This is a genomic window from [Clostridium] scindens, assembly GCF_019597925.1.
Lineage (GTDB): Bacteria > Bacillota > Clostridia > Lachnospirales > Lachnospiraceae > Clostridium_AP.
The window spans coordinates 3896638-3916308 of the sequence record NZ_CP080442.1 but is presented as its reverse complement, the minus strand read 5'-3'; the positions used below and the strand labels follow the sequence as shown (position 1 = coordinate 3916308).

At 45.5% G+C, this 19671-nt stretch carries 19 protein-coding genes; 11 read left to right on the top strand and 8 right to left on the bottom strand.

The annotated features are described in order from the left end of the window. Nucleotides 1-7: 7 nt before the first annotated feature. The 4 genes from K0036_RS18765 to K0036_RS18750 are packed head-to-tail and all read right to left on the bottom strand — an operon-like array spanning nt 8 to nt 3731. Nucleotides 8-1057 carry a type II secretion system F family protein gene (locus K0036_RS18765; RefSeq protein WP_173694736.1) on the bottom strand — a complete coding sequence of 350 codons (1050 nt, stop codon included), beginning with the start codon at nt 1055-1057 and terminating at the stop codon, nt 8-10. A 26-nt stretch (nt 1058-1083) separates the two neighbouring features. Beyond that, entirely contained in the window at nt 1084-2010 is a 927-nt protein-coding gene (locus tag K0036_RS18760; protein WP_025641012.1) for a transglutaminase-like domain-containing protein, read from the bottom strand. 26 nt (nt 2011-2036) lie between these two features. After that, nucleotides 2037-3023: an RNA polymerase sigma factor gene (locus K0036_RS18755; RefSeq protein WP_220430398.1), complete on the bottom strand. Its 987-nt coding sequence runs from the start codon at nt 3021-3023 to the stop codon at nt 2037-2039. A gap of 21 nt (nt 3024-3044) precedes the next feature. Further along, nucleotides 3045-3731, bottom strand: coding sequence for a GGDEF domain-containing protein (locus tag K0036_RS18750; protein WP_025641016.1), 687 nt, complete (start codon nt 3729-3731; stop codon nt 3045-3047). Nucleotides 3732-3850: 119 nt separating this feature from the next. Here K0036_RS18750 and lepB point away from each other — a divergent pair, with 119 nt between their 5' ends. From lepB to K0036_RS18710, 8 genes are all read left to right on the top strand, one after another. Further along, the gene (lepB, locus tag K0036_RS18745; RefSeq protein WP_025641018.1) at nt 3851-4408 is read left to right on the top strand and encodes a signal peptidase I; all 558 of its coding nucleotides are present in this window, start codon (nt 3851-3853) and stop codon (nt 4406-4408) included. 72 nt (nt 4409-4480) lie between these two features. Then, complete coding sequence (locus K0036_RS18740; protein ID WP_227036162.1) at nt 4481-5854, top strand: D-alanyl-D-alanine carboxypeptidase family protein; 1374 nt, start codon at nt 4481-4483, stop codon at nt 5852-5854. A 343-nt stretch (nt 5855-6197) separates the two neighbouring features. Beyond that, entirely contained in the window at nt 6198-9347 is a 3150-nt protein-coding gene (ileS, locus tag K0036_RS18735; protein ID WP_025641022.1) for an isoleucine--tRNA ligase, read from the top strand. Between the two features lie 35 nt (nt 9348-9382). Continuing rightward, nucleotides 9383-11845, top strand: a complete 2463-nt coding sequence (locus K0036_RS18730; protein WP_025641024.1) for a glycogen/starch/alpha-glucan phosphorylase — start codon at nt 9383-9385, stop codon at nt 11843-11845. A gap of 2 nt (nt 11846-11847) precedes the next feature. Next, on the top strand, nt 11848-12468 hold the full coding sequence (locus K0036_RS18725; protein ID WP_025641026.1) for a hypothetical protein: 621 nt from the start codon (nt 11848-11850) through the stop codon (nt 12466-12468). A 42-nt stretch (nt 12469-12510) separates the two neighbouring features. After that, entirely contained in the window at nt 12511-13395 is an 885-nt protein-coding gene (locus K0036_RS18720; RefSeq protein ID WP_025641028.1) for a SpoIID/LytB domain-containing protein, read from the top strand. 44 nt (nt 13396-13439) lie between these two features. Next, nucleotides 13440-14192, top strand: a complete 753-nt coding sequence (locus tag K0036_RS18715) for a M23 family metallopeptidase (protein ID WP_025641029.1) — start codon at nt 13440-13442, stop codon at nt 14190-14192. Nucleotides 14193-14293: 101 nt separating this feature from the next. Continuing rightward, a complete protein-coding gene (locus K0036_RS18710) occupies nt 14294-14557 on the top strand; it encodes a GIY-YIG nuclease family protein (protein WP_025641031.1) in 264 nt (87 codons plus the stop codon). A 31-nt stretch (nt 14558-14588) separates the two neighbouring features. On the opposite strand, the gene trhA is transcribed toward K0036_RS18710, so the two are convergent. Beyond that, nucleotides 14589-15251 (bottom strand): PAQR family membrane homeostasis protein TrhA, encoded by a 663-nt coding sequence (gene trhA, locus K0036_RS18705; RefSeq protein ID WP_025641033.1) that lies wholly within the window; start codon nt 15249-15251, stop codon nt 14589-14591. Between the two features lie 226 nt (nt 15252-15477). Between trhA and K0036_RS18700 the strand changes: the two genes are divergently transcribed. Continuing rightward, nucleotides 15478-16080, top strand: a complete 603-nt coding sequence (locus K0036_RS18700; RefSeq protein ID WP_220430397.1) for an ECF transporter S component — start codon at nt 15478-15480, stop codon at nt 16078-16080. A gap of 79 nt (nt 16081-16159) precedes the next feature. On the opposite strand, the gene rbr is transcribed toward K0036_RS18700, so the two are convergent. The 3 genes from rbr to K0036_RS18685 all read right to left on the bottom strand — a co-directional run bounded on the left by rbr (nt 16160) and on the right by K0036_RS18685 (nt 17867). Next, complete coding sequence (gene rbr / locus K0036_RS18695) at nt 16160-16696, bottom strand: rubrerythrin (RefSeq protein WP_009248400.1); 537 nt, start codon at nt 16694-16696, stop codon at nt 16160-16162. Nucleotides 16697-16817: 121 nt separating this feature from the next. Then, nucleotides 16818-17360 (bottom strand): NADH peroxidase, encoded by a 543-nt coding sequence (locus K0036_RS18690; RefSeq protein ID WP_220430396.1) that lies wholly within the window; start codon nt 17358-17360, stop codon nt 16818-16820. 108 nt (nt 17361-17468) lie between these two features. Continuing rightward, on the bottom strand, nt 17469-17867 hold the full coding sequence (locus tag K0036_RS18685; RefSeq protein WP_025641039.1) for a Fur family transcriptional regulator: 399 nt from the start codon (nt 17865-17867) through the stop codon (nt 17469-17471). A 271-nt stretch (nt 17868-18138) separates the two neighbouring features. On the opposite strand from K0036_RS18685, the gene K0036_RS18680 reads away from it, so the two are divergent. Both K0036_RS18680 and K0036_RS19620 read left to right on the top strand, forming a co-directional pair. Continuing rightward, nucleotides 18139-19041: a C40 family peptidase gene (locus K0036_RS18680; protein ID WP_025641040.1), complete on the top strand. Its 903-nt coding sequence runs from the start codon at nt 18139-18141 to the stop codon at nt 19039-19041. A 421-nt stretch (nt 19042-19462) separates the two neighbouring features. Continuing rightward, nucleotides 19463-19663 carry a DUF1858 domain-containing protein gene (locus tag K0036_RS19620; RefSeq protein WP_081702078.1) on the top strand — a complete coding sequence of 67 codons (201 nt, stop codon included), beginning with the start codon at nt 19463-19465 and terminating at the stop codon, nt 19661-19663. Nucleotides 19664-19671 lie beyond the last annotated feature (8 nt).

The following is a 19671-nucleotide window of genomic DNA, read 5'->3' as shown; positions in this document are numbered from 1 at the left end:
TCCTTTGCTATAGGGCAGCCATAATGCTCATAAGAGGAAGCATTACCGACAGCAGTATAATTCCTACGATGATGGACAGTATGATGACAAGCGTGGGCTCAACGGTTGCAATGATACTGGAAAGGTGCGTGTCGATGTCTTCTTCATACTGATGGGCGATCTTGTTCATGACATCATCTAATATGCCGGTCCTTGATCCAATAGATGCCATTCTTGCATATACTCCTGAAAATACGCCGTTTTCCAGCAGAGTATTACAGAGATCTTCGCCGGAGGAAACCGCTTCCTTACATTTGGACAGTCTCCTACGAAACTCATCCTGCTCGATCAGATCCGCTGCCAGATTCAGGCACTCTTCTGGCGTAAGCCCGCTGCTTAACGTCAACGCCATACCGTTGGCAAATCTGTAGGAGGAGATTTTTTCGGAGATATTCCGTGTACTCCTGAATCGAACTATTATGCCTCGGAAGGTATTCTGGCCCCTGGTGGTTTTGAAGGCATAGACAGCCAGGGCGGCGATGACTATAAGTAAACCGATAAAAATAACGGAATGCCGGTCAAGAAAGGCTCCGATATGAAGGATGGCCCTGGAAGGACCGGTCATTTCGCTTCCGAGCTGCTTGAATACCTGATTGAAGACAGGCATGACTTTTGTAATCAGGACGATAATTACGAGAATCATCATAAATATCATGATAAGCGGATAAGTAACCGCGTTCTTGATGGTCTGCGCCAATGAGGCCTCTTTTTCATAGTACTCGGCCAGCGACTGCATGACATCATCCAGGCGACCGGTCTGCTCGCCGATACGTACCATATTAAGCAGGTATCCGGGAAAAGCGCCCGTCTCTTTTAAGGCTTCATGAAGAATGCCAGTCTGGGTCAGCGTATCGTTCATAACGGCCAGCAGTTCTGTTTCATCGCTGCCCTTCGCATCCTGCAGCATGATCGAGATTCCCTCAATGGAAGAGATTCCAGACTTTAAGATCATTGCCATCTGGGAACAGAAGGAAGCAATCTCTGTATTTGATAGTGGCGTAATATTTTTCTTAGGCATAAGGGCTCCTTTCCTTAGGCATAGTATTAATATGAGTATTTTAGTACATAATGGCTTCCATCGCCGATATATTTGCCGACAGAGGAAGTATTGTTATTAGCGGCAAGCGTGGGATCCATCAATTCCCAGGAAGTGCCGTCAAATTCAATGATATCGTCTATCCAGCCAGTGTCTTTGGTATAAGTGCTGATCCAGGCATGCAAGGCTTCTCCGGAATATCCTACTTCAAGTTTCGTAGGTATGCCCTGGGAGCGGAGCATGGCGGTCATTACAGAAGCATAGTCGAAGCAGATGCCGGTCCCTGACTTGAGCGTAGCATCAATATCAGGCAGGTATCCATAAGTAACGCTATCCGCCTTTGCAGTATCATAAGAGATATTCTCGATGACATAGTGATAGATGTCCTGGATGACTTCCAGATCGCTGTAAGCATTCTTTGCCAGTTCGCTCCCTTTGATAACCGTCTTTGAATCGGCAGTAAAGGATACATATTGATTGGGATAGAGAAATGGCAGGAATTCATCTTCAATTGCGACATCGATATCCTGGGATAAGGCGATAAGGTAAGAGTCGCCTTCCACATTTTCCAGCACCTGTATCGTGTAAGCACCATTCCCGGCAGAGAGAGGGAAGGTGGTATAGGCTCCCCTGTCTATCAGCAGGTAGGTATAAGGAACCTGATCAGGTCCGGTTATCTGTACCTTCACCTTTGGACAATCCCCGGAGTAGCTGACCATAATGTAGCCCTGGGATGTGTTTGATGCATCTATGGATGCATAGTCGTTATTATAAACGACTGTCCCATCCGCAGAAGGCGTAAGAACCTTGGGAGCGGAATCCCTGGGAGGGCCCTTATGCTCGGTTTTGGCAACAGATTCCTTGCCGGAACAACTGCAAAGGAGAATACATGACAGTATAAAGGTGATACAAGTCAGACTTGTAATACGGCTCATGTCGGTATTCCTCCTTAATTCAATCATCATTCTTCAATTGGAGAGACAAGAAGCTTCAGTTCATTTCCTGCGTGGTCCGGAATGATTACAGATGTAGGCGTCTTTGGGATCCGAAAGGTAATGATTCCTTCTTCTATGTCATAGGATTCTGGCTTCAGGCCGCGGATATTTCCGTAATCAATACCGGAATAGGTATCCTGGACCACCAGATATATCAGGTCGTCTTGGGTATAAGATTTAATAAATTCAGGCTTATCCATATCCAGATGCGATACGGTATAAGTCTTAACTGTTGTCTGCCCGTTCATTGATACTGCCTTGATCTTTAACTTCCCATTGGAAATGATCTCAGCCGTATACTTTTTGGAACCGGATTTGCGCAGAGGAACCGGCGTGCTGTTATCAAGCGTCGCGCTGACGGAGCGCACTGGAAGCAAGCTTTGGATGCGGATATCATACAGCGCATTGGATGCCGAGTCTATATTCTTGCGTTCTGCCACAATGGAAGGCTTAAGAAACAGGAAGGGCAGAAGCAGAAGAAGTATCAGGAATATACAGGCGGCAGCCTTCTCCCATCTAAATCCAGGCTTCTTATAATTCTCCCAAGATTCAAGAATCTCCACAGGGATTGTGGAAGGTTCCATATCACGTCTGGCAAAAATATGATTGAGCAGTTCTCCCGCAGCCTGCGGCTCCAGATCTGGAATCCTGGACCGGCGTGATTGCGAGGAAACATGATCCTGCAGGGAAGCCTCATGGCAGATTCGGCCATTTATCTCTTCCAGCCAGGATGCAAGGCAGCGCGAGTCATCGAGCGATTCTATATTCTCAAAGGCGCATATATAGACATCCTGCAGAATATCCTGCGCCAGAAAAGGATCTTCAATATATTGGCAGGCATAACGGTACTGCTTTCTGTAGGTGGCTGCGTACAACTCGGCAAGGGCGTCGCTGTCGTCCTCTTTTGCCTTCTTTAACAGTCTGTCCAAATATTCATAATCCAGTTCAGCCATAAGACAATTCTCCCTCCTGCATTATGATGATTTGTAAATCCGGTTATTGGCAAGAGCGATAAGCCCGGTAATCTTCGCGAGATGCTCCTCGCTGTTAAGGGCGGTGCCGGCTTTGTATTCCATGTCTATGGAATCTGCCTTTGCATTATGGCGCTGTACTCTTTCGGAAACCCTTGCCAGAAAGGCATCCAGTTTTTCCTGGGTACAGTCTTCAAATATAGCAAGAAATTTATTTCCTCCGTTCCGTCCTACAAAGCCAAGCGACAGCGCAGATGAGGACAGGATAGCGGAAAAATCTTTTAACAGCCGGTTGCCGGCGGCGTGGTCATACAATGAATTGACCTCAGGCAGATTGGCCAGGTCAATCATAATGCATCCGATATCCTCGGGCAATTCGGAATCAATATACTTTTCAATCAGCGTATCGCAGCTGAAGCGGTTGGGTATGCCGGATAAAGGATCTGAATATGCCACCCCATACAAATTATGAAAATGAAGTTTAATGGAAGATATAATACTTAAATCTATCAAAATAAACAAAAAACTTGCTATTAAAATAATCCAAATTAAAAAGAATAATGTGGTAGCAGATGAAGAGGAAAACACGAACTGCTTTACCTCTGGCTTTAATAGGAAAAAGACGCTGATAAGGGTGATCACAGCCAGGATGGATAGCTGGATGATCTTAAATACGCTTAACTTCTTCATGACAATCAGACTCCTTCGCTAGTTGCTAACATTATAACCCATTATATCATAACTTGTATTCAGTTGGTCAATCTATTATAATAATAGGATAATAAATTTGCAGAACAGAAGGTCATATTATGGAGATCGATGAGATTAAGAAAAAGGTGCTGGAAGATGTAGATCCGCAGCTGCGTAGTCAGAAGAAAAAGGAAATGAGAAAGGCCAGGCTCGTGATTTCCCTGCAGTTTTTAGCGCTGGCTGCCGTGATCCTGCTGGTTTTCTATCTGATGATGGGATTTTCCACCGTAACAGGCAATTCCATGTACCCTACCCTCCATGACAAGGATATTGTAGCTTATTTCCGTCTGGGAAAAGAGTATAGGCCCGGAGATGTGATCGTTCTCGAAAGACCAGACGGAGAGGAATTTGTAAAAAGAGTCGTAGCAGTAGCCGGAGATACGGTAAATATCCAGTCCGGCAAGGTATATGTGAATGGAGAAGAAGCGAAATTCAAAGGAACGCTCGGAAAGACCAGACGGACTGGAAGCAGCGTCGAGTATCCTGTGGTGGTTGAAGATAAGGAAGTCTTTGTCCTGGGAGATAACCGGGAAATATCAGAAGACTCACGGGAATTTGGCACGGTGAAGACCAGTGATATAAAAGGAAGGATCATCTGGTATCTGGGAAGGCTGTAATTTCTTTTGCTGGTGCAATGACTCCTGCTATGGTAAAATATATTGCAAGAAAAAAGTTATACGGAGGACGGAATGATGAGACGAGGCAGGCAGATACTGGCAGCGATTCTATTACTGGCAGTCATGTGCGCTTGCACGGAAACGACCGTATTGGCCACTGAGCCGGATGCGGCCGAGCAGACAGAGGAACTGTCAGAAGAACAGAAGGCTGAACAAGCAGCCTATGAGATGAAGGTTGAGAGCAATGACTGGAAGAATTGGCCGCAAGGGCCGGGTACCTATGGGGAAGCGGCAATCGTAATGGAAGTGGGGACAGGGGCAATCCTGTATGCGAAGAATATTGATTCCCACCAATATCCGGCCAGCATTACCAAGGTGCTGACCGCCCTGGTAGCGCTGGAAAACGGACAGCTTGAAGACCCGGTGACATTTTCACATGATAGCGTGGCATTCCTGCAGCCTGGAGATTCCTCCGTGGGACTGAAAGAAGGAAACCAGATATCTTTGGAGCAAGCGCTGCACGCAACGCTTCTGGCATCCGCCAATGAAGCGGCCTATGCGGTAGGCGAGAGCGTGGGCATTAATGCAGGCCATGATTACAGCTGGTTTCTGGAACAGATGAATACCCGGTGCAGGGAACTTGGCGGGGAGAATTCGAATTTTGCCAATACGAACGGGCTTCACGATGAGAATCACTATACTTGTGCCAGGGACATGGCGCTTATAGGACGGGAACTTTTTAAGCATCCGGATTTCTTCCGCATCGTCCAGACGCTGAACTATACCATTCCCGCGACTGAGACGGTAGAAGAACATATCTTCCAGCAGAAGCATAAGATGCTCATGCCGGAGAATTCGAATTATTATCCATATGCGATCGGTGGGAAGACGGGATTTACGTCGGATGCATTGTCTACCTTGATAACCATGGCAGATAATGGAGGCATGCAGCTGGTGTGCGTAGTCTTAAGGACCCATGGGGTGCATATCTACCCGGACACCACAGGCCTGTTCGAGTACGCATTCAACAATTTTAGCAAAGTGCCGGTGGCAGATTATGAGTCATCCAAGGATGTAGGAGAGATATTGGAGGATGGAAGCGGCAATTATGTAATGCTTCCGCAGAGCGTGAAGTTTGAGGATCTGGATATGGAGTTGATCCCGGACGGGGGAACCAGCAGCGAGGCAACGCTTCAATATACATATGAAGGCAATCCGGTTGGCTCTGCCAGATGTACCTTGAGCGACAGTTATAAGGATGAGCATTCAGCCAAAGTTACGGCTGCAAAGAAGGAAAAGAAATCAAAGGATGATGGCCAGAAGAAAGGCAAGACAAAGAAGATGGCTGTTGCATGCGCATCGGTGGTGCTGGCAATTCTGATCGCTATGTTTATCAGCGTGATCACGCGCAGGAGCCGTATAAGGAAAAGGCGGCGCAGAAGATAGAAAGATTGTAAAAAACCCTTGACTATTCAGGGGCTTTTTTACTATAATAGAACAGCATATAAGAAAAATGTTGACGAAGACAGTAGGATAGATCAGAAAGGCATAGCGAGCCAGGGACGGTGCAAGCCTGGTGCAAGTAAGGTATATCTGAATATCACTTCCGAGTTGCAGCGTTTGAAAGGCCATAGGACGGTCAAGTAGATGCTGACGGCATTCCTCCGTTACAGGGAAGGCATATGATAGTATGTTTAGGTGGTTTATAAACGCAGGCTTGGCTTTCGTCCTATTCAGGGCGGAAGTTTTTTTAATTTTAATTAAGATACATGATTAAGGAGGTTTCAAAATGTACAAGAAAGTTTCAACGGACTTGAATTTTGTAGACAGAGAAAAAGAAATTGAAAAATTCTGGGAAGAAAATGGCATCTTTGAAAAAAGCATGAAAGAGCGTGATGGCAATGATATCTATATGTTCTATGACGGCCCGCCGACAGCCAACGGCAAGCCGCATATCGGCCATGTACTCACTCGCGTTATCAAGGATATGATTCCAAGATACCGCACGATGAAGGGATACGAGGTACCGCGTAAGGCAGGATGGGATACCCATGGGCTGCCGGTAGAACTGGAAGTAGAAAAAGCGCTGGGCCTGGATGGAAAAGACCAGATTGAAGAATATGGCCTGGAGCCGTTTATAGACAAATGTAAGGAAAGCGTATGGAAGTACAAGGGCATGTGGGAAGATTTCTCCGGAACGGTAGGGTTCTGGGCTGATATGGAAAACCCATATGTGACCTATCATAATGACTTTATTGAGTCCGAGTGGTGGGCACTTAAACAGATCTGGGATAAGGGCCTGCTTTACAAGGGCTTTAAGATCGTGCCTTACTGCCCGCGCTGCGGAACTCCGCTTTCCGCACAGGAAGTAGCCCAGGGCTATAAAGACGTGAAGGAGCGCTCTGCGATCGTTCGCTTCAAGGTGGTAGGCGAAGACGCGTATTTCCTTGCATGGACTACCACGCCTTGGACATTGCCATCCAATATCGGCCTTTGCGTAAATCCGCAGGAAGACTATGCAAAGGTGAAGGCAGCAGATGGATACGTATACTACATGGCAGTCGCGCTTCTTGATACGGTCCTTGGCAAACTGGCGGAAGAAGGAAAGCCAGCTTACGAGATTCTTGAGACATATAAGGGACAGGATCTGGAATACAAAGAATATGATCCTCTGTACCAATGCGCGGCAGACTGCGCTGCAAGGCAGAATAAGAAAGCCTTCTTTATTACCTGCGACTCCTATGTAACATTGACGGACGGTACAGGCGTTGTCCATATCGCGCCGGCATTCGGTGAGGACGATGCAAAGGTAGGACGCAAGTATGACATGCCTTTCGTTCAGCTGGTAGACGAGAAAGGGCGCATGACAGAGGACGCTCCATGTGCAGGAGTATTCGTAAAGGATGCAGATCCGGAGATTCTAAAAGATCTGGATGCAAGAGGCCTTCTGTTTGACGCGCCTAAGTTCGAGCATAGCTATCCACACTGCTGGAGATGTGATACGCCTCTGCTTTACTATGCGAGGGAATCTTGGTTCATCAAGATGACGGAGGTAAAGGATGATCTGATCGCAAACAATAATACGATCAACTGGATCCCGGAGAGTATTGGAAAGAAGCGTTTTGGGGACTGGCTTGAAAATGTCCAGGATTGGGGCATCAGCCGGAACCGTTATTGGGGAACTCCGCTGAATATCTGGGAGTGCGAGTGCGGTCACCAGCATTCCATCGGAAGCATCGCGGAATTGAAGGAAATGTCTGATAACTGCCCGGAAGATATCGAGCTTCACCGCCCATACATTGATGCTGTTACTATTAAATGCCCGATCTGCGGCAAAGAGATGCACCGTGTCCCGGAGGTGATCGACTGCTGGTTTGACTCTGGCTCCATGCCATTTGCACAGCACCACTACCCATTTGAAAATAAGGAACTGTTCGAGAAGCAGTTTCCGGCTGACTTTATATCCGAGGCTGTGGACCAGACCCGTGGATGGTTTTACTCCCTGCTGGCAATCTCTACATTGATATTTAATAAAGCGCCGTACAAGAACGTGATCGTCCTCGGCCACGTGCAGGATGAGAATGGGCAGAAGATGAGCAAATCCAAAGGAAACGCGGTGGATCCTTTCGACGCTCTGGATAAATACGGAGCCGACGCGATCCGCTGGTATTTCTATGTCAACAGCGCGCCTTGGCTGCCAAACCGTTTCCACGGAAAAGCAGTTACGGAAGGACAGCGTAAGTTCATGGGAACTTTATGGAATACGTATGCATTCTTTGTGCTGTATGCCAATATTGATGGATTCGACGCGACAAAATATTCGCTCGATTACGATAAATTATCGGTAATGGACAAATGGCTGCTGTCCAAACTGAATACATTAATTAAAGAAGTAGATGACAATCTTGGAAACTACAGGATTCCGGAGGCAGCAAGAGCATTGCAGGACTTCGTGGACGATATGAGCAACTGGTATGTAAGAAGAAGCCGCGAACGCTTCTGGGCAAAGGGAATGGAGCAGGATAAGATCAATGCCTACATGACGCTTTATACCGCGTTGGTAGAAGTATGCAAGGTGGCTGCGCCGATGATTCCATTTATGACAGAAGACATTTATCAGAATCTGGTAAGAAGCATCAACCAGAGCGCGCCGGAAAGCATCCACCTGTGCGACTTCCCGACCGCAGACGACTCCTATATTGATAAAGATCTGGAGTCCAATATGGAACGGGTGCTGAAACTGGTCGTGATGGGCCGCGCATGCAGGAATACGGCGAACATTAAGAACCGTCAGCCGATCGGGCAGATGTATGTAAAGGCCGATTTTGATCTACCGGCATTCTACCAGGAGATCGTACAAGACGAGTTGAATGTAAAGGCTATGACATTTACACAAGAAGTACGCGATTTTACTTCTTATTCTTTCAAGCCGCAGTTAAAGACAGTGGGTCCAAAATATGGTAAAATGTTAGGAGGCATCAAAGCCGCCTTAAGTTCGATCGACGGCAACGCTGCCATGGATGAATTGAATTCTGCGGATGCTCTGAAACTGGATATTAATGGGCAGGAAGTCACACTGTTTAGAGAAGATTTGCTGATCGAGACGGCTCAGATGGAAGGCTATGTATCAGAGAATGATAATGGCATTACCGTTGTTCTGGATACAAATCTGTCAGATGAGCTTCTGGAAGAAGGATTCGTCCGCGAGATCATCAGCAAGGTTCAGACTATGCGTAAAGAGGCAGGATTCGAGGTCATGGATAAGATCGAGATCTCTTACGAAGGAACAGAGAAAGCCGAGAAGATATTTGCAGAAAATGCCGCTACGATTGGGGATGAGACGCTCGCGCTCAAGGTAACGAAAGAAACGCCGCAGGGATATGTAAAGGATTGGAAGATCAATGGCGAGAACGTAACCCTTGGAGTAGAGAAGAAATAAGAATGCTCAGGCTTAGAAAGAGAAGGGAAATGAATATGTATAATCCGAGATTTGAAAAGGAAGCATTTAAAAAAGAAGTTACGAATAATGTAAAGACGCTGTTTCGCAGGACGGTCGATGAGGCCACTCCTCAGCAGCTGTTCCAGGCGGTTTCCTATGCGGTAAAAGAAGTCATTATAGATGACTGGCTTGCCACCCAGAAGAAGTATGATGAAGACGATCCGAAGATGGTCTACTATATGTCCATGGAATTCCTGATGGGAAGAGCGCTTGGCAATAACCTGATTAACATGACGGCTTACACGGAAGTAAAGGAAGCATTGGACGAGATGGGAATAGACCTAAATGCCATCGAGGACGAGGAGCCGGATCCGGCTCTTGGAAACGGCGGCCTTGGCCGTCTGGCGGCCTGCTTCCTGGATTCGCTGGCAACCCTTGGCTATGCGGCATATGGCTGTGGCATACGTTATCATTACGGAATGTTTAAGCAGAAGATTGAAGATGGATACCAGGTGGAGAAGCCGGATAACTGGCTCAAGGATGGCAATCCCTTTGAACTTCGCAGGCCCGAATACGCAAAGGAAGTGCGCTTTGGCGGAAATATCCGGGTAGAGTATGACGAAGAAGGCAGAACCCATTTCGTTCAGGAGAATTATGAGTCTGTACTGGCCATACCGTACGACTACCCGATCGTGGGATACAATAACCATGTGGTAAATACCCTTCGTATCTGGGATGCGGAGCCGATCGTGGACTTCCAGCTGGATTCTTTTGACAGAGGCGACTATCACAAGGCGGTAGAGCAGCAGAATCTTGCCAAGAATATTGTGGAGGTCCTGTATCCGAACGACAATCATTACGCAGGCAAAGAGTTAAGGCTGAAGCAGCAGTATTTCTTCATATCTGCCAGCATTCAGGCAGCAATTGTGAAATATAAGAAGAAGCATGATGATATTACAAAACTTTATGAAAAAGTCACCTTCCAGATGAATGATACCCATCCAACGGTGGCTGTAGCAGAACTGATGCGTATTCTTCTGGATGAGGAAGGACTTGGATGGAATGAGGCATGGGATATTACCACAAAGACCTGCGCATATACCAACCACACCATCATGGCAGAAGCGCTTGAAAAATGGCCAATCGACCTGTTCTCAAGGCTGCTTCCGCGTATCTATCAGATTATCCAGGAGATTGACCGCCGGTTTGTAGAGCAGATCCGAAAGACTTATCCGGGAGACGAAGGCAAGGTAAAACGTATGGCAATCCTTATGGACGGCCAGGTTAAGATGGCACATCTTGCCATCGTCGCAGGATATTCGGTCAACGGCGTTGCACGCCTGCACACGGAGATATTAAAGAACCAGGAACTGAAGGATTTCTACCAGATGATGCCGGAGAAGTTCAACAATAAGACCAATGGCATTACCCAGAGACGTTTCCTTATGCATGGAAACCCTCTGCTGGCAGACTGGGTAACCGACAAGCTTGGCACCAAGGACTGGATTACCGATCTGTCCTTAATGTCCGGCCTGAAAAGATGGGCAGATGACGAAGAAGCGCTTAAGGAATTCATGAGCATCAAGTATAAGAACAAGGAACGCCTGGCAGAATACATACTGGAGCACAATGGAATTGAAGTGGATCCAAGATCCATCTTTGATGTACAGGTGAAAAGACTTCATGAGTATAAGCGCCAGCTGCTGAACATCCTGCATGTGATGTATCTGTATAACCAGATGAAAGAGCATCCGGAGAAGAGTTTCTATCCAAGAACATTTATCTTCGGGGCAAAGGCATCCGCAGGATATATCCGCGCCAAACAGATCATCAAGCTGATCAACTCTGTTGCGGATGTAGTGAATAATGACCGCAGCATCAATGGAAAGCTTAAGGTGGTGTTTATTGAAGATTACCGCGTATCCAACGCGGAACTGATCTTTGCTGCAGCAGATGTAAGCGAGCAGATATCCACTGCTTCTAAGGAAGCGTCCGGTACAGGCAACATGAAGTTCATGCTCAACGGCGCTCCTACTATTGGAACGATGGATGGAGCCAATGTAGAGATTGTCGAGGAAGTTGGAATAGACAATGCGTTTATCTTTGGCTTAAGTTCGGATGAAGTGATTGGTTTTGAGCAGAACGGCGGCTATAATCCGATGGATATCTACAACAATGATCCGGATATCCGCCGTGTCGTAAATCAGCTGGTTGACGGAACTTATGCTCATGGCAACACGGAGTTATACCGTGACCTGTACAATTCTCTTCTGAATACGAAGAGCAGCAGCCGGGCAGATATGTATTTTATACTTAAGGATTTCAGGGCATATGCACAGGCACAGCAGAAGGTAGAGGAAGCATACCGGGATAAAGACAGATGGGCAAAAATGGCCCTTTTGAATACGGCATGCTGTGGCAAATTCTCCTCTGACCGGACCATTCAGGAATATGTTGATGACATCTGGCATCTGGATAAGATTACAGTGGAGGTATAAAAATGGAGCGTTTTGCAGGAGATATGGCAGTGACAGTTTTATTATCGTATTTAGTTATTCTGGGAATATTGGCGATCGGCTGCATTGCCAGCTACCTGCTGCGTGGAATTGGGATGTATACTCTTGGAAAACGGCGTGGAATGAATTATCCATGGCTTGCGTTCATACCATACGCAAGAACCTATTTCCAGGGAGAATTATGCGGCACTTTGTACTTTAAAAAGAAGGAGATCCGCAATCCGGGCATCTGGATACTGGTAATCCCAATCGTCAGCAACTTTGTGACAGGAATCTTTGGAGGGCTGATCTGGGGAGGCGTCGCCATAAGCATGGCCAGGATGGGCGTGAACTATAGTTCCATCGGATACCATGACCCGGGATCGGCATTAGCCAACATGTTTTCCGGCACAGGAATAGGCATGCTGATGGCGGGGATTGCGCTTATCGGTATAATTTCGATGCTGGTAGGCGCTTTGGTCAAGACGCTTCTGGTTCTGGTCAATCGTCAGATCTTCGAAAGATATACAGACAAAAACTACGCATTAGTGCATGCGGTTGCAGGAGTCTTCGTGCCGCTGTACACTTCCATCTACTTTTTCATTATCCGTAATCGCGAGGAATAAAAAAGGACACCCTTCCATACAGTGTATGGGAGGGTGTTTTTTATGCGGCAGAAATTAAAGAAACTAGGATGCTATATTATCATCATCGTACTGTTGCCATATGTGGTCACCGTGTTTTTAAATGGGCCAAGCATTACTACTTATTCACATGTGGACAGTACTTATATAAAGGTAAAGTCCGGGAAAAAAGAGGTTAAGATGCCAATAGAAGAATACTGCATCGGCATCCTGGCCAAAGAAATTCCCGCATCTTATGATAAGGAAGCGCTGAAGGCACAGTCAGTTCTGGTTCGTACAGACGTCTACAAAAAAATCAAAGAGTCGGGAAGCAATACGGTTCTGGAAGGCGAATTCTGGACGCAGAAGCAGATGGAGGACGCATGGGGAGGGAAATATTCCAAATACTACCGCAAATTGGAGGATGCCTGGAGCGAGACGGAAGGACAGGTGCTGCTCTATGGGGAAGATCTGGCATTGACGCCCTTTTTCCGCCTAAGCAATGGATGTACCAGGGATGGAGCCGAAGTCCTTGGAAATGGGGATTATCCGTATCTTAAGATTGTGGACTGCCCGCTTGATATCGAGAATACGAAACAGATACAGACGGTGACGGTGGATGATATGGACGCGGAGATAACGGCGCTGGATACCGCCGGATACGTTATAAATGTACGGGTGGGGCAGGAAAATGTGAGCGGAGAGGAATTCCGCAATACCTATAATCTTGCATCCAGCTGTTTTACGCTACAGCGATATAATGGGAAAATGAGGATTACTACGCGGGGAATCGGGCACGGCCTGGGAATGAGTCAGAATACAGCCAATAAAATGTCTAAAAAAGGAAAGACTTATGAAGAAATACTGCAATTTTTCTTTGCGGGGACGGAAATCAAAGAAGTAGCAGAAATATTGCTGGACACAGAATAAGTCCATCACTATCTGGCAAAAATATAGTCAGAGGTGGTGATAAGATGAATAAGAGGCAAAGACCTTCACGAAAAAAGAGAGGTGCTACCGTCGCGGCAGTATTGTGCTTTGTGGCAGCAATTGCAATAGTTGGAACATATACATTCAATGATTACAAAGAGACGCAGCGAAAAGAAGAACTTGCACGGGCGGAAGAAACCAATGACACAAAAGAGAAAAAAACAAAGGAGCCTTCAGAAGAGGCCAACAACCTGGTAATCAGCAATCAGGCAGATACAGATACGCAGGAGAATACGGCGGATGAAGGAACCGGCACAGATGAGACAGATAACGGCAGCGCAGGAACACAGGCGACAGCCGGTGGCGGCACATCCGTAAGTTTTAATGAAGACAGCAAGTTATTATGGCCAGTGAACGGCACCATACTTTTGAACTACAGTATGGACAAGACCGTATATTTCTCAACTCTGGACCAGTACAAGTACAACCCGGCGGTAATCATCTCCGGTGCTGAGGGGGATCAGGTAATCTCAGCAACAACCGGAATCGTTAAATCCATCGATGTAACCGCAGAGACAGGGACAACCGTTAATATTGATATCGGTAATGGATATGAACTGTTCTATGGACAGTTAAAGGAAGTACCAGTGAAAGTCGGCGACTATGTAGAAGCTAAGACAGTTCTGGGCTATGTAAGCCAGCCGACCAAATACTACAGCGTAGAGGGCTGCAACGTATATTTTGAGATGCGTAAAGACGGACAGCCAGTGAACCCAGTAGAATATATGGAAGAATAGCAGATGGGGGCGTGACATTAGAAGTGTCGCGTCCTTATTTGACATCTGCGGGACATCTTTCTATAATAAAGGTGTAAATGGGTCTAAAGGGAGACGGATACATGAACTATACATATATACTTAAATGCAGGGATAACAGCCTGTACACAGGATGGACGAATGATATAGACAAAAGGATTAAGGCGCATAATGACGGAAAAGGCGCCAAATATACTAAATCCAGGCGTCCGGTTGAACTCATCTACTATGAGAAATACGAGACGAAGGAAGAAGCGATGAAACGGGAATATGCCATCAAGCATATGACCCGCAGGGCAAAAGAAGAATTGTTAAGAAGCGGCCGCGCAGAAAAGGGGACGAAGTAGGGCATTAAAGCCCGATTCGTCCCCTTTAAATCTACAGTATGAATGCATACATTAAGATGAAGTGGCATGCGCTTCCGCCCATTACGAACAGGTGGAAAATCTCATGGCTTCCAAAATTCTTGTGCCTGGTGTTGAAGAATGGAAGTTTTAACGCGTAGATAATACCGCCTACAGTATAGATGATTCCGCCAGCCAGAAGCCATCCAAAGGCTGCCGGCGATAAGGCGTTAAGTATCTGGGTGAATGCAAGCACGCAGGTCCAGCCCATCCCGATATACAGTACGGAGGAAACCCATTTCGGGCAGAATACCCAGAATGCCTTGATCAGCATCTCAATCACTGCAATTCCCCATACAATGCTAAGCAGGATAATTCCCGTCCTGCCCTTGAGAACCAGCAGGCAGATAGGAGTATAGCTGCCTGCGATCAGCACGCTGATCATCATATGATCAATCTTCTTAAGGATTGTGTTGATTCGCTCGGATCTGTCAAATGTATGGTAAGTCGTGCTGGCCGCATATAATAATATCAGGCTTATCGCATACACCGTAATGGATATGATGTATATCCTGCTGGGCTCATGAGCCGCCTTTATCAATAATGGGACTGCTGCGAATATTGCCATCAGCATTCCGATAAAATGTGTGATTGCGCTTCCAGGGTCTTTGATGTGTTTTTTGATAATCTGTGCCATAATACCGCCTCCTAGATGATAAGAATAAAAAATGCAACATGTAGTTTTTAAAACTACATTATCTATATGTGTATATTATACCCTTGATTCGTAAAAATCAAGCATTATCTTAAAATTTATATTATGGAAACAACTGGACTGGTTAAAAACTAAATAACTGGACATTTCTACATGACCACTTTGGTGATAGTATGGGTGCAGTTATAAGAGAAAGGAAGTCATCATTATGGAACAAAAGAATCAGACGGTAATAAAACTTGCGCAGACAGCGATTTTGGCAGCGCTTTGCTACGTGTCATTTACATATCTGCAGATCAAGATCCCTATGCCCGGTGGAGATGCCACATCCATTCATATAGGAAACGCATTCTGCGTGCTGGCTGCATTACTTTTAGGCGGGGCTTATGGAGGGCTTGCGGGTGCCATAGGCATGGGCGTTGCGGATCTCATGGACCCCATCTATATAACAGGGGCGCCAAAGACATTCCTATTAAAGATGTGCATTGGCCTGATCGTAGGACTGGTAGCGCACAGAATCGCGCGTATCAATGATAGCAGCGATAAGAAATATGTATTTAAGTGGAGCGTGATTGCCGCTGTTGCAGGATTAGGATTTAATGTGGTGGCTGATCCGATCGTAGGATATTTCTATAAAATGTATATACTGGGTCAGCCTCAGAAAATGGCGGAAGTGCTGGCAAAGTGGAGTACAGCAGCTACTTTTGTGAATGCCGTGATCTCTACGGTTCTGGTAGCATGCCTGTACAATGCGCTACGTCCGATTCTGTTAAGAAGCGGGATGATTCTCACAAAGAGAACTGGGAAATAAATACAGAATTCAAACCAAAAGCCCGTTAAATGCAGCTATAAGCGAATGCATTTAACGGGCTTTTGGTTGTTATCCAGTTTTAATAATTTTCAACTTTTCTTTCAAAATATGCTCTAGGATGAGCGCATACCGGACATTCTTCCGGAGCTTCCTCGCCGATAAAGATATATCCGCAGTTTCCGCACTTCCAGCCAAGAGGAGCTTCTCCCTTAAAAGTTGCGCCTGCCTTATAGCTTTCCAGCAGCTTGCGATAGCGTCTCTCATGAGCGGCCTCTACCTCTGCAACGCCCTCAAACTTCTTGGCAAGTTCTTCAAATCCCTCTTCTCTTGCCTCTTCTGCCATGCGCTTATACATATCCGTCCACTCAAAATTCTCGCCAGCAGCGGCATCTTCCAGGTTAGCTTCTACATCGCCGATTCCGTGGAATTCCTTGAACCACATCTTAGCGTGTTCTTTTTCCTGACCTGCGGTCTCTTCAAAGATATTAGCCATCTGTACATATCCAGCCTTTTTTGCTGCGGATGCGTAATAAGTATACTTGTTTCTTGCCTGCGATTCGCCTGCAAATGCTTCCATCAGGTTCTTCTCTGTCTTGGTTCCTGCGTATTTTGACATATTTAAATCCTCCTTTGTGAAATTTAAGGGTGCAGCCTTTAAGTGCCGCACCCCGCTGTTAAAATATATCTGATATCATTATATCTCTATTTGTATGATTTTGGAAATGATTTTTTATATCTTAGCCAAAATATCTCTTTAACAGGCCTTCGAATGCCTTGCCATGACGAGCCTCGTCTCTTGCCATCTCATGCACTGTATCGTGGATAGCATCCAGGTTAGCAGCCTTTGCGCGCTTAGCCAGATCAAATTTGCCAGCTGTTGCGCCATTCTCAGCATCGATTCTCATCTCAAGATTCTTCTTGGTGCTGTCTGTTACGCATTCGCCAAGCAGTTCCGCAAATTTAGATGCATGCTCTGCCTCTTCGTAAGCAGCCTTCTCCCAGTATAAGCCGATCTCCGGATATCCTTCTCTATGAGCAACTCTTGCCATTGCAAGATACATTCCTACTTCTGAGCACTCTCCTTCGAAGTTCGCTCTTAAGTCAGCCATAATATCTTCGCTTGCGCCCTGAGCAACGCCTACAACATGCTCTGCAGCCCATTCTCTCTCTCCTGTCTGCTCCTTGAACTTATCAGCGCCTACATGGCATACTGGACATTCAGCTGGTGCTGTGTCTCCCTCGTGAACATAACCACATACTGTACATACAAATTTTTTCATAATAAAACTCTCCTTTTCTTATTTAAATTTTTAATTATTGATATTAGTAATTGTTACTGATATTAATTTACCACAGTTGATTCTAATTGTCAATCCCTATTTTTAATTTTATTTACTTTTTTCCAGACACTCTTTACAAGTTCCATAAAACAGAGTCGTGTGGGAATCTATGGTTCCCTGGAAATGCTCATTGGCAAGTGCGTTGATGCCTTGGATGTGCTGCTCATCCAGTTCCAGGTCAAATACATTGCCGCAGGATGTGCACACAACATGATAGTGAGGCTCAGTTCTGCCGTCAAACCTGTCGCCGCCGTTAGGAGTGGAGATCTTAATGGCCTCCCCCATATCTGCCAATAAGTTTAAATTGCGGTATACTGTACCGAGACTAATTCGCGGGAACTCTTCCCTGACATGGAGATATACGGTATCAGCAGTTGGATGCGAGGTGGTATTGGCCAGATATTCTTTAATAGAAGCTCGTTGCCTGCTGTATTTTAAATTTGCCATCTGTGCCCTCCTTTCGATAATGATAATAATTACTGTGATTATTATAGAACAGAATGGAGCAACTGTCAACGATTAATTCCAAGATGTAACAATTTGTAATAATTAGAAGTGAAAAAAGAGTATTATTTTCGCATAAAAACGCATAATATGACGAGAATATTATTGATAAATAGGGTTGACATTGATGGCACACATGATATAATATCAACGTAACATATGTAACAATTCTGTAACATTTACTAAAGATAAGAAAACATAAAGGAGGGAGTTTATGGATTCTATTCTTAGGAAAGGATTGTTCCTAGTTACTTTTACAGGAGCTATAACAGCATTTCCTGCCACGGTAAAGGCTTCAGATACAGTAACTGACAATATAATGCCGCAGGTGGGAATCGAGGAGGTACTAAGTGACTGCTACTTATCTGATAAGCAGATTGAAGTAGAAGATTACCTGGTACCAACGCAGAAGGGTGAGTATTTAGATATGGCGTTCGCCAATGTCCAATCGTTTCTTTATATAAGAAGCGAGCCGACGACGGACAGTGAGTGGGTAGGCAAGCTGTATCCTGATTATGCCGCTAAGATTATCGGGCCGGTAGGCGAATGGACGCAGGTCCAGTCGGGCTCAGTAACAGGCTATGTGTATTCCGACTATATATTAATAGGAAAGAACGCAGAGCAAAAGGCGCAGGAGATGGTACAGAATTCAGGAACCCAAAGTCCTGATGAAGCATTTACTTATGCTGAATCCAAAGAAGAAGAAGCAGCAAGGCTTGAGAAGGAAGCAAGCGAGGCAGCCGCGAAGGCCGAAGAAGAAGCGAGTGCAAAGGCCGGTACGGGACAAGCCATTGTGGACTATGCCTGTCAGTTTATTGGCAACCCCTATGTTTGGGGAGGTACAAGCCTTACAAATGGGGCTGACTGCTCCGGATTCGTACAGTCTGTGTTCGCCCATTTTGGAATCAGTCTTCCACGTACAACGTGGGATATGGAGAATGTAGGGACGCCTGTAAGTTATGATCAGGCAATTCCCGGAGACATCATCTTGTATGATGGCCATGTGGGAATATACATGGGAGATGGCCAGATTGTAAATGCGATCAACAGTTCCAGAGGTATCGGAATCTTGCCTGCCACTTACACAAGCATTATTACAGTAAGAAGACTAATTTAGAATATACACGAATTATGAGAAGAAAAGTCCCAGGAAAAATCCCGGGACTTTTCCATGATTAAAAACTTTGTCAGGTGAATGTACAAATTGTACAAAATTGTAAAAAAATGTAAAATACTGGAAAAACGACTTATCCAAGTTTTCCACATTGAAATAGCCAAAAAAGGTGGAAAAAATGATGTTTTAGAAATTTTATCCACATTATCCACATAAAAAGTATCAAAAACGGGGGATTATTCAAGGCAAATAAAAGAACGGATGTTTTGTGAAGTTATAATAAAAATTAGATTTTGTCGAAAAAAACCGAAATAGTTATTGACTTTTAAGAAGTCAAATATTAAGAATAAATTTGCAGAAAATGTTTACACAATGATAAAAACCTACTATAATGGAAACACTGAAGAGAAAAGGAGGCGTTAAGATGGCACAGGTTTCTAATGATACAACTATCGGAGAAGCACTTTTCATGAACCCGGGAATTGCACCAATCCTTCAGGAAATTGGAATGCATTGCCTTGGATGACCAGCTTCTCAGGGAGAGTCTCTGGCAGAGGCTGCAATGGTTCATGGTATAGATGCTGATTTATTGGTCGAAAAGATCAATGCATTCTTGAATGCATAATATGACAG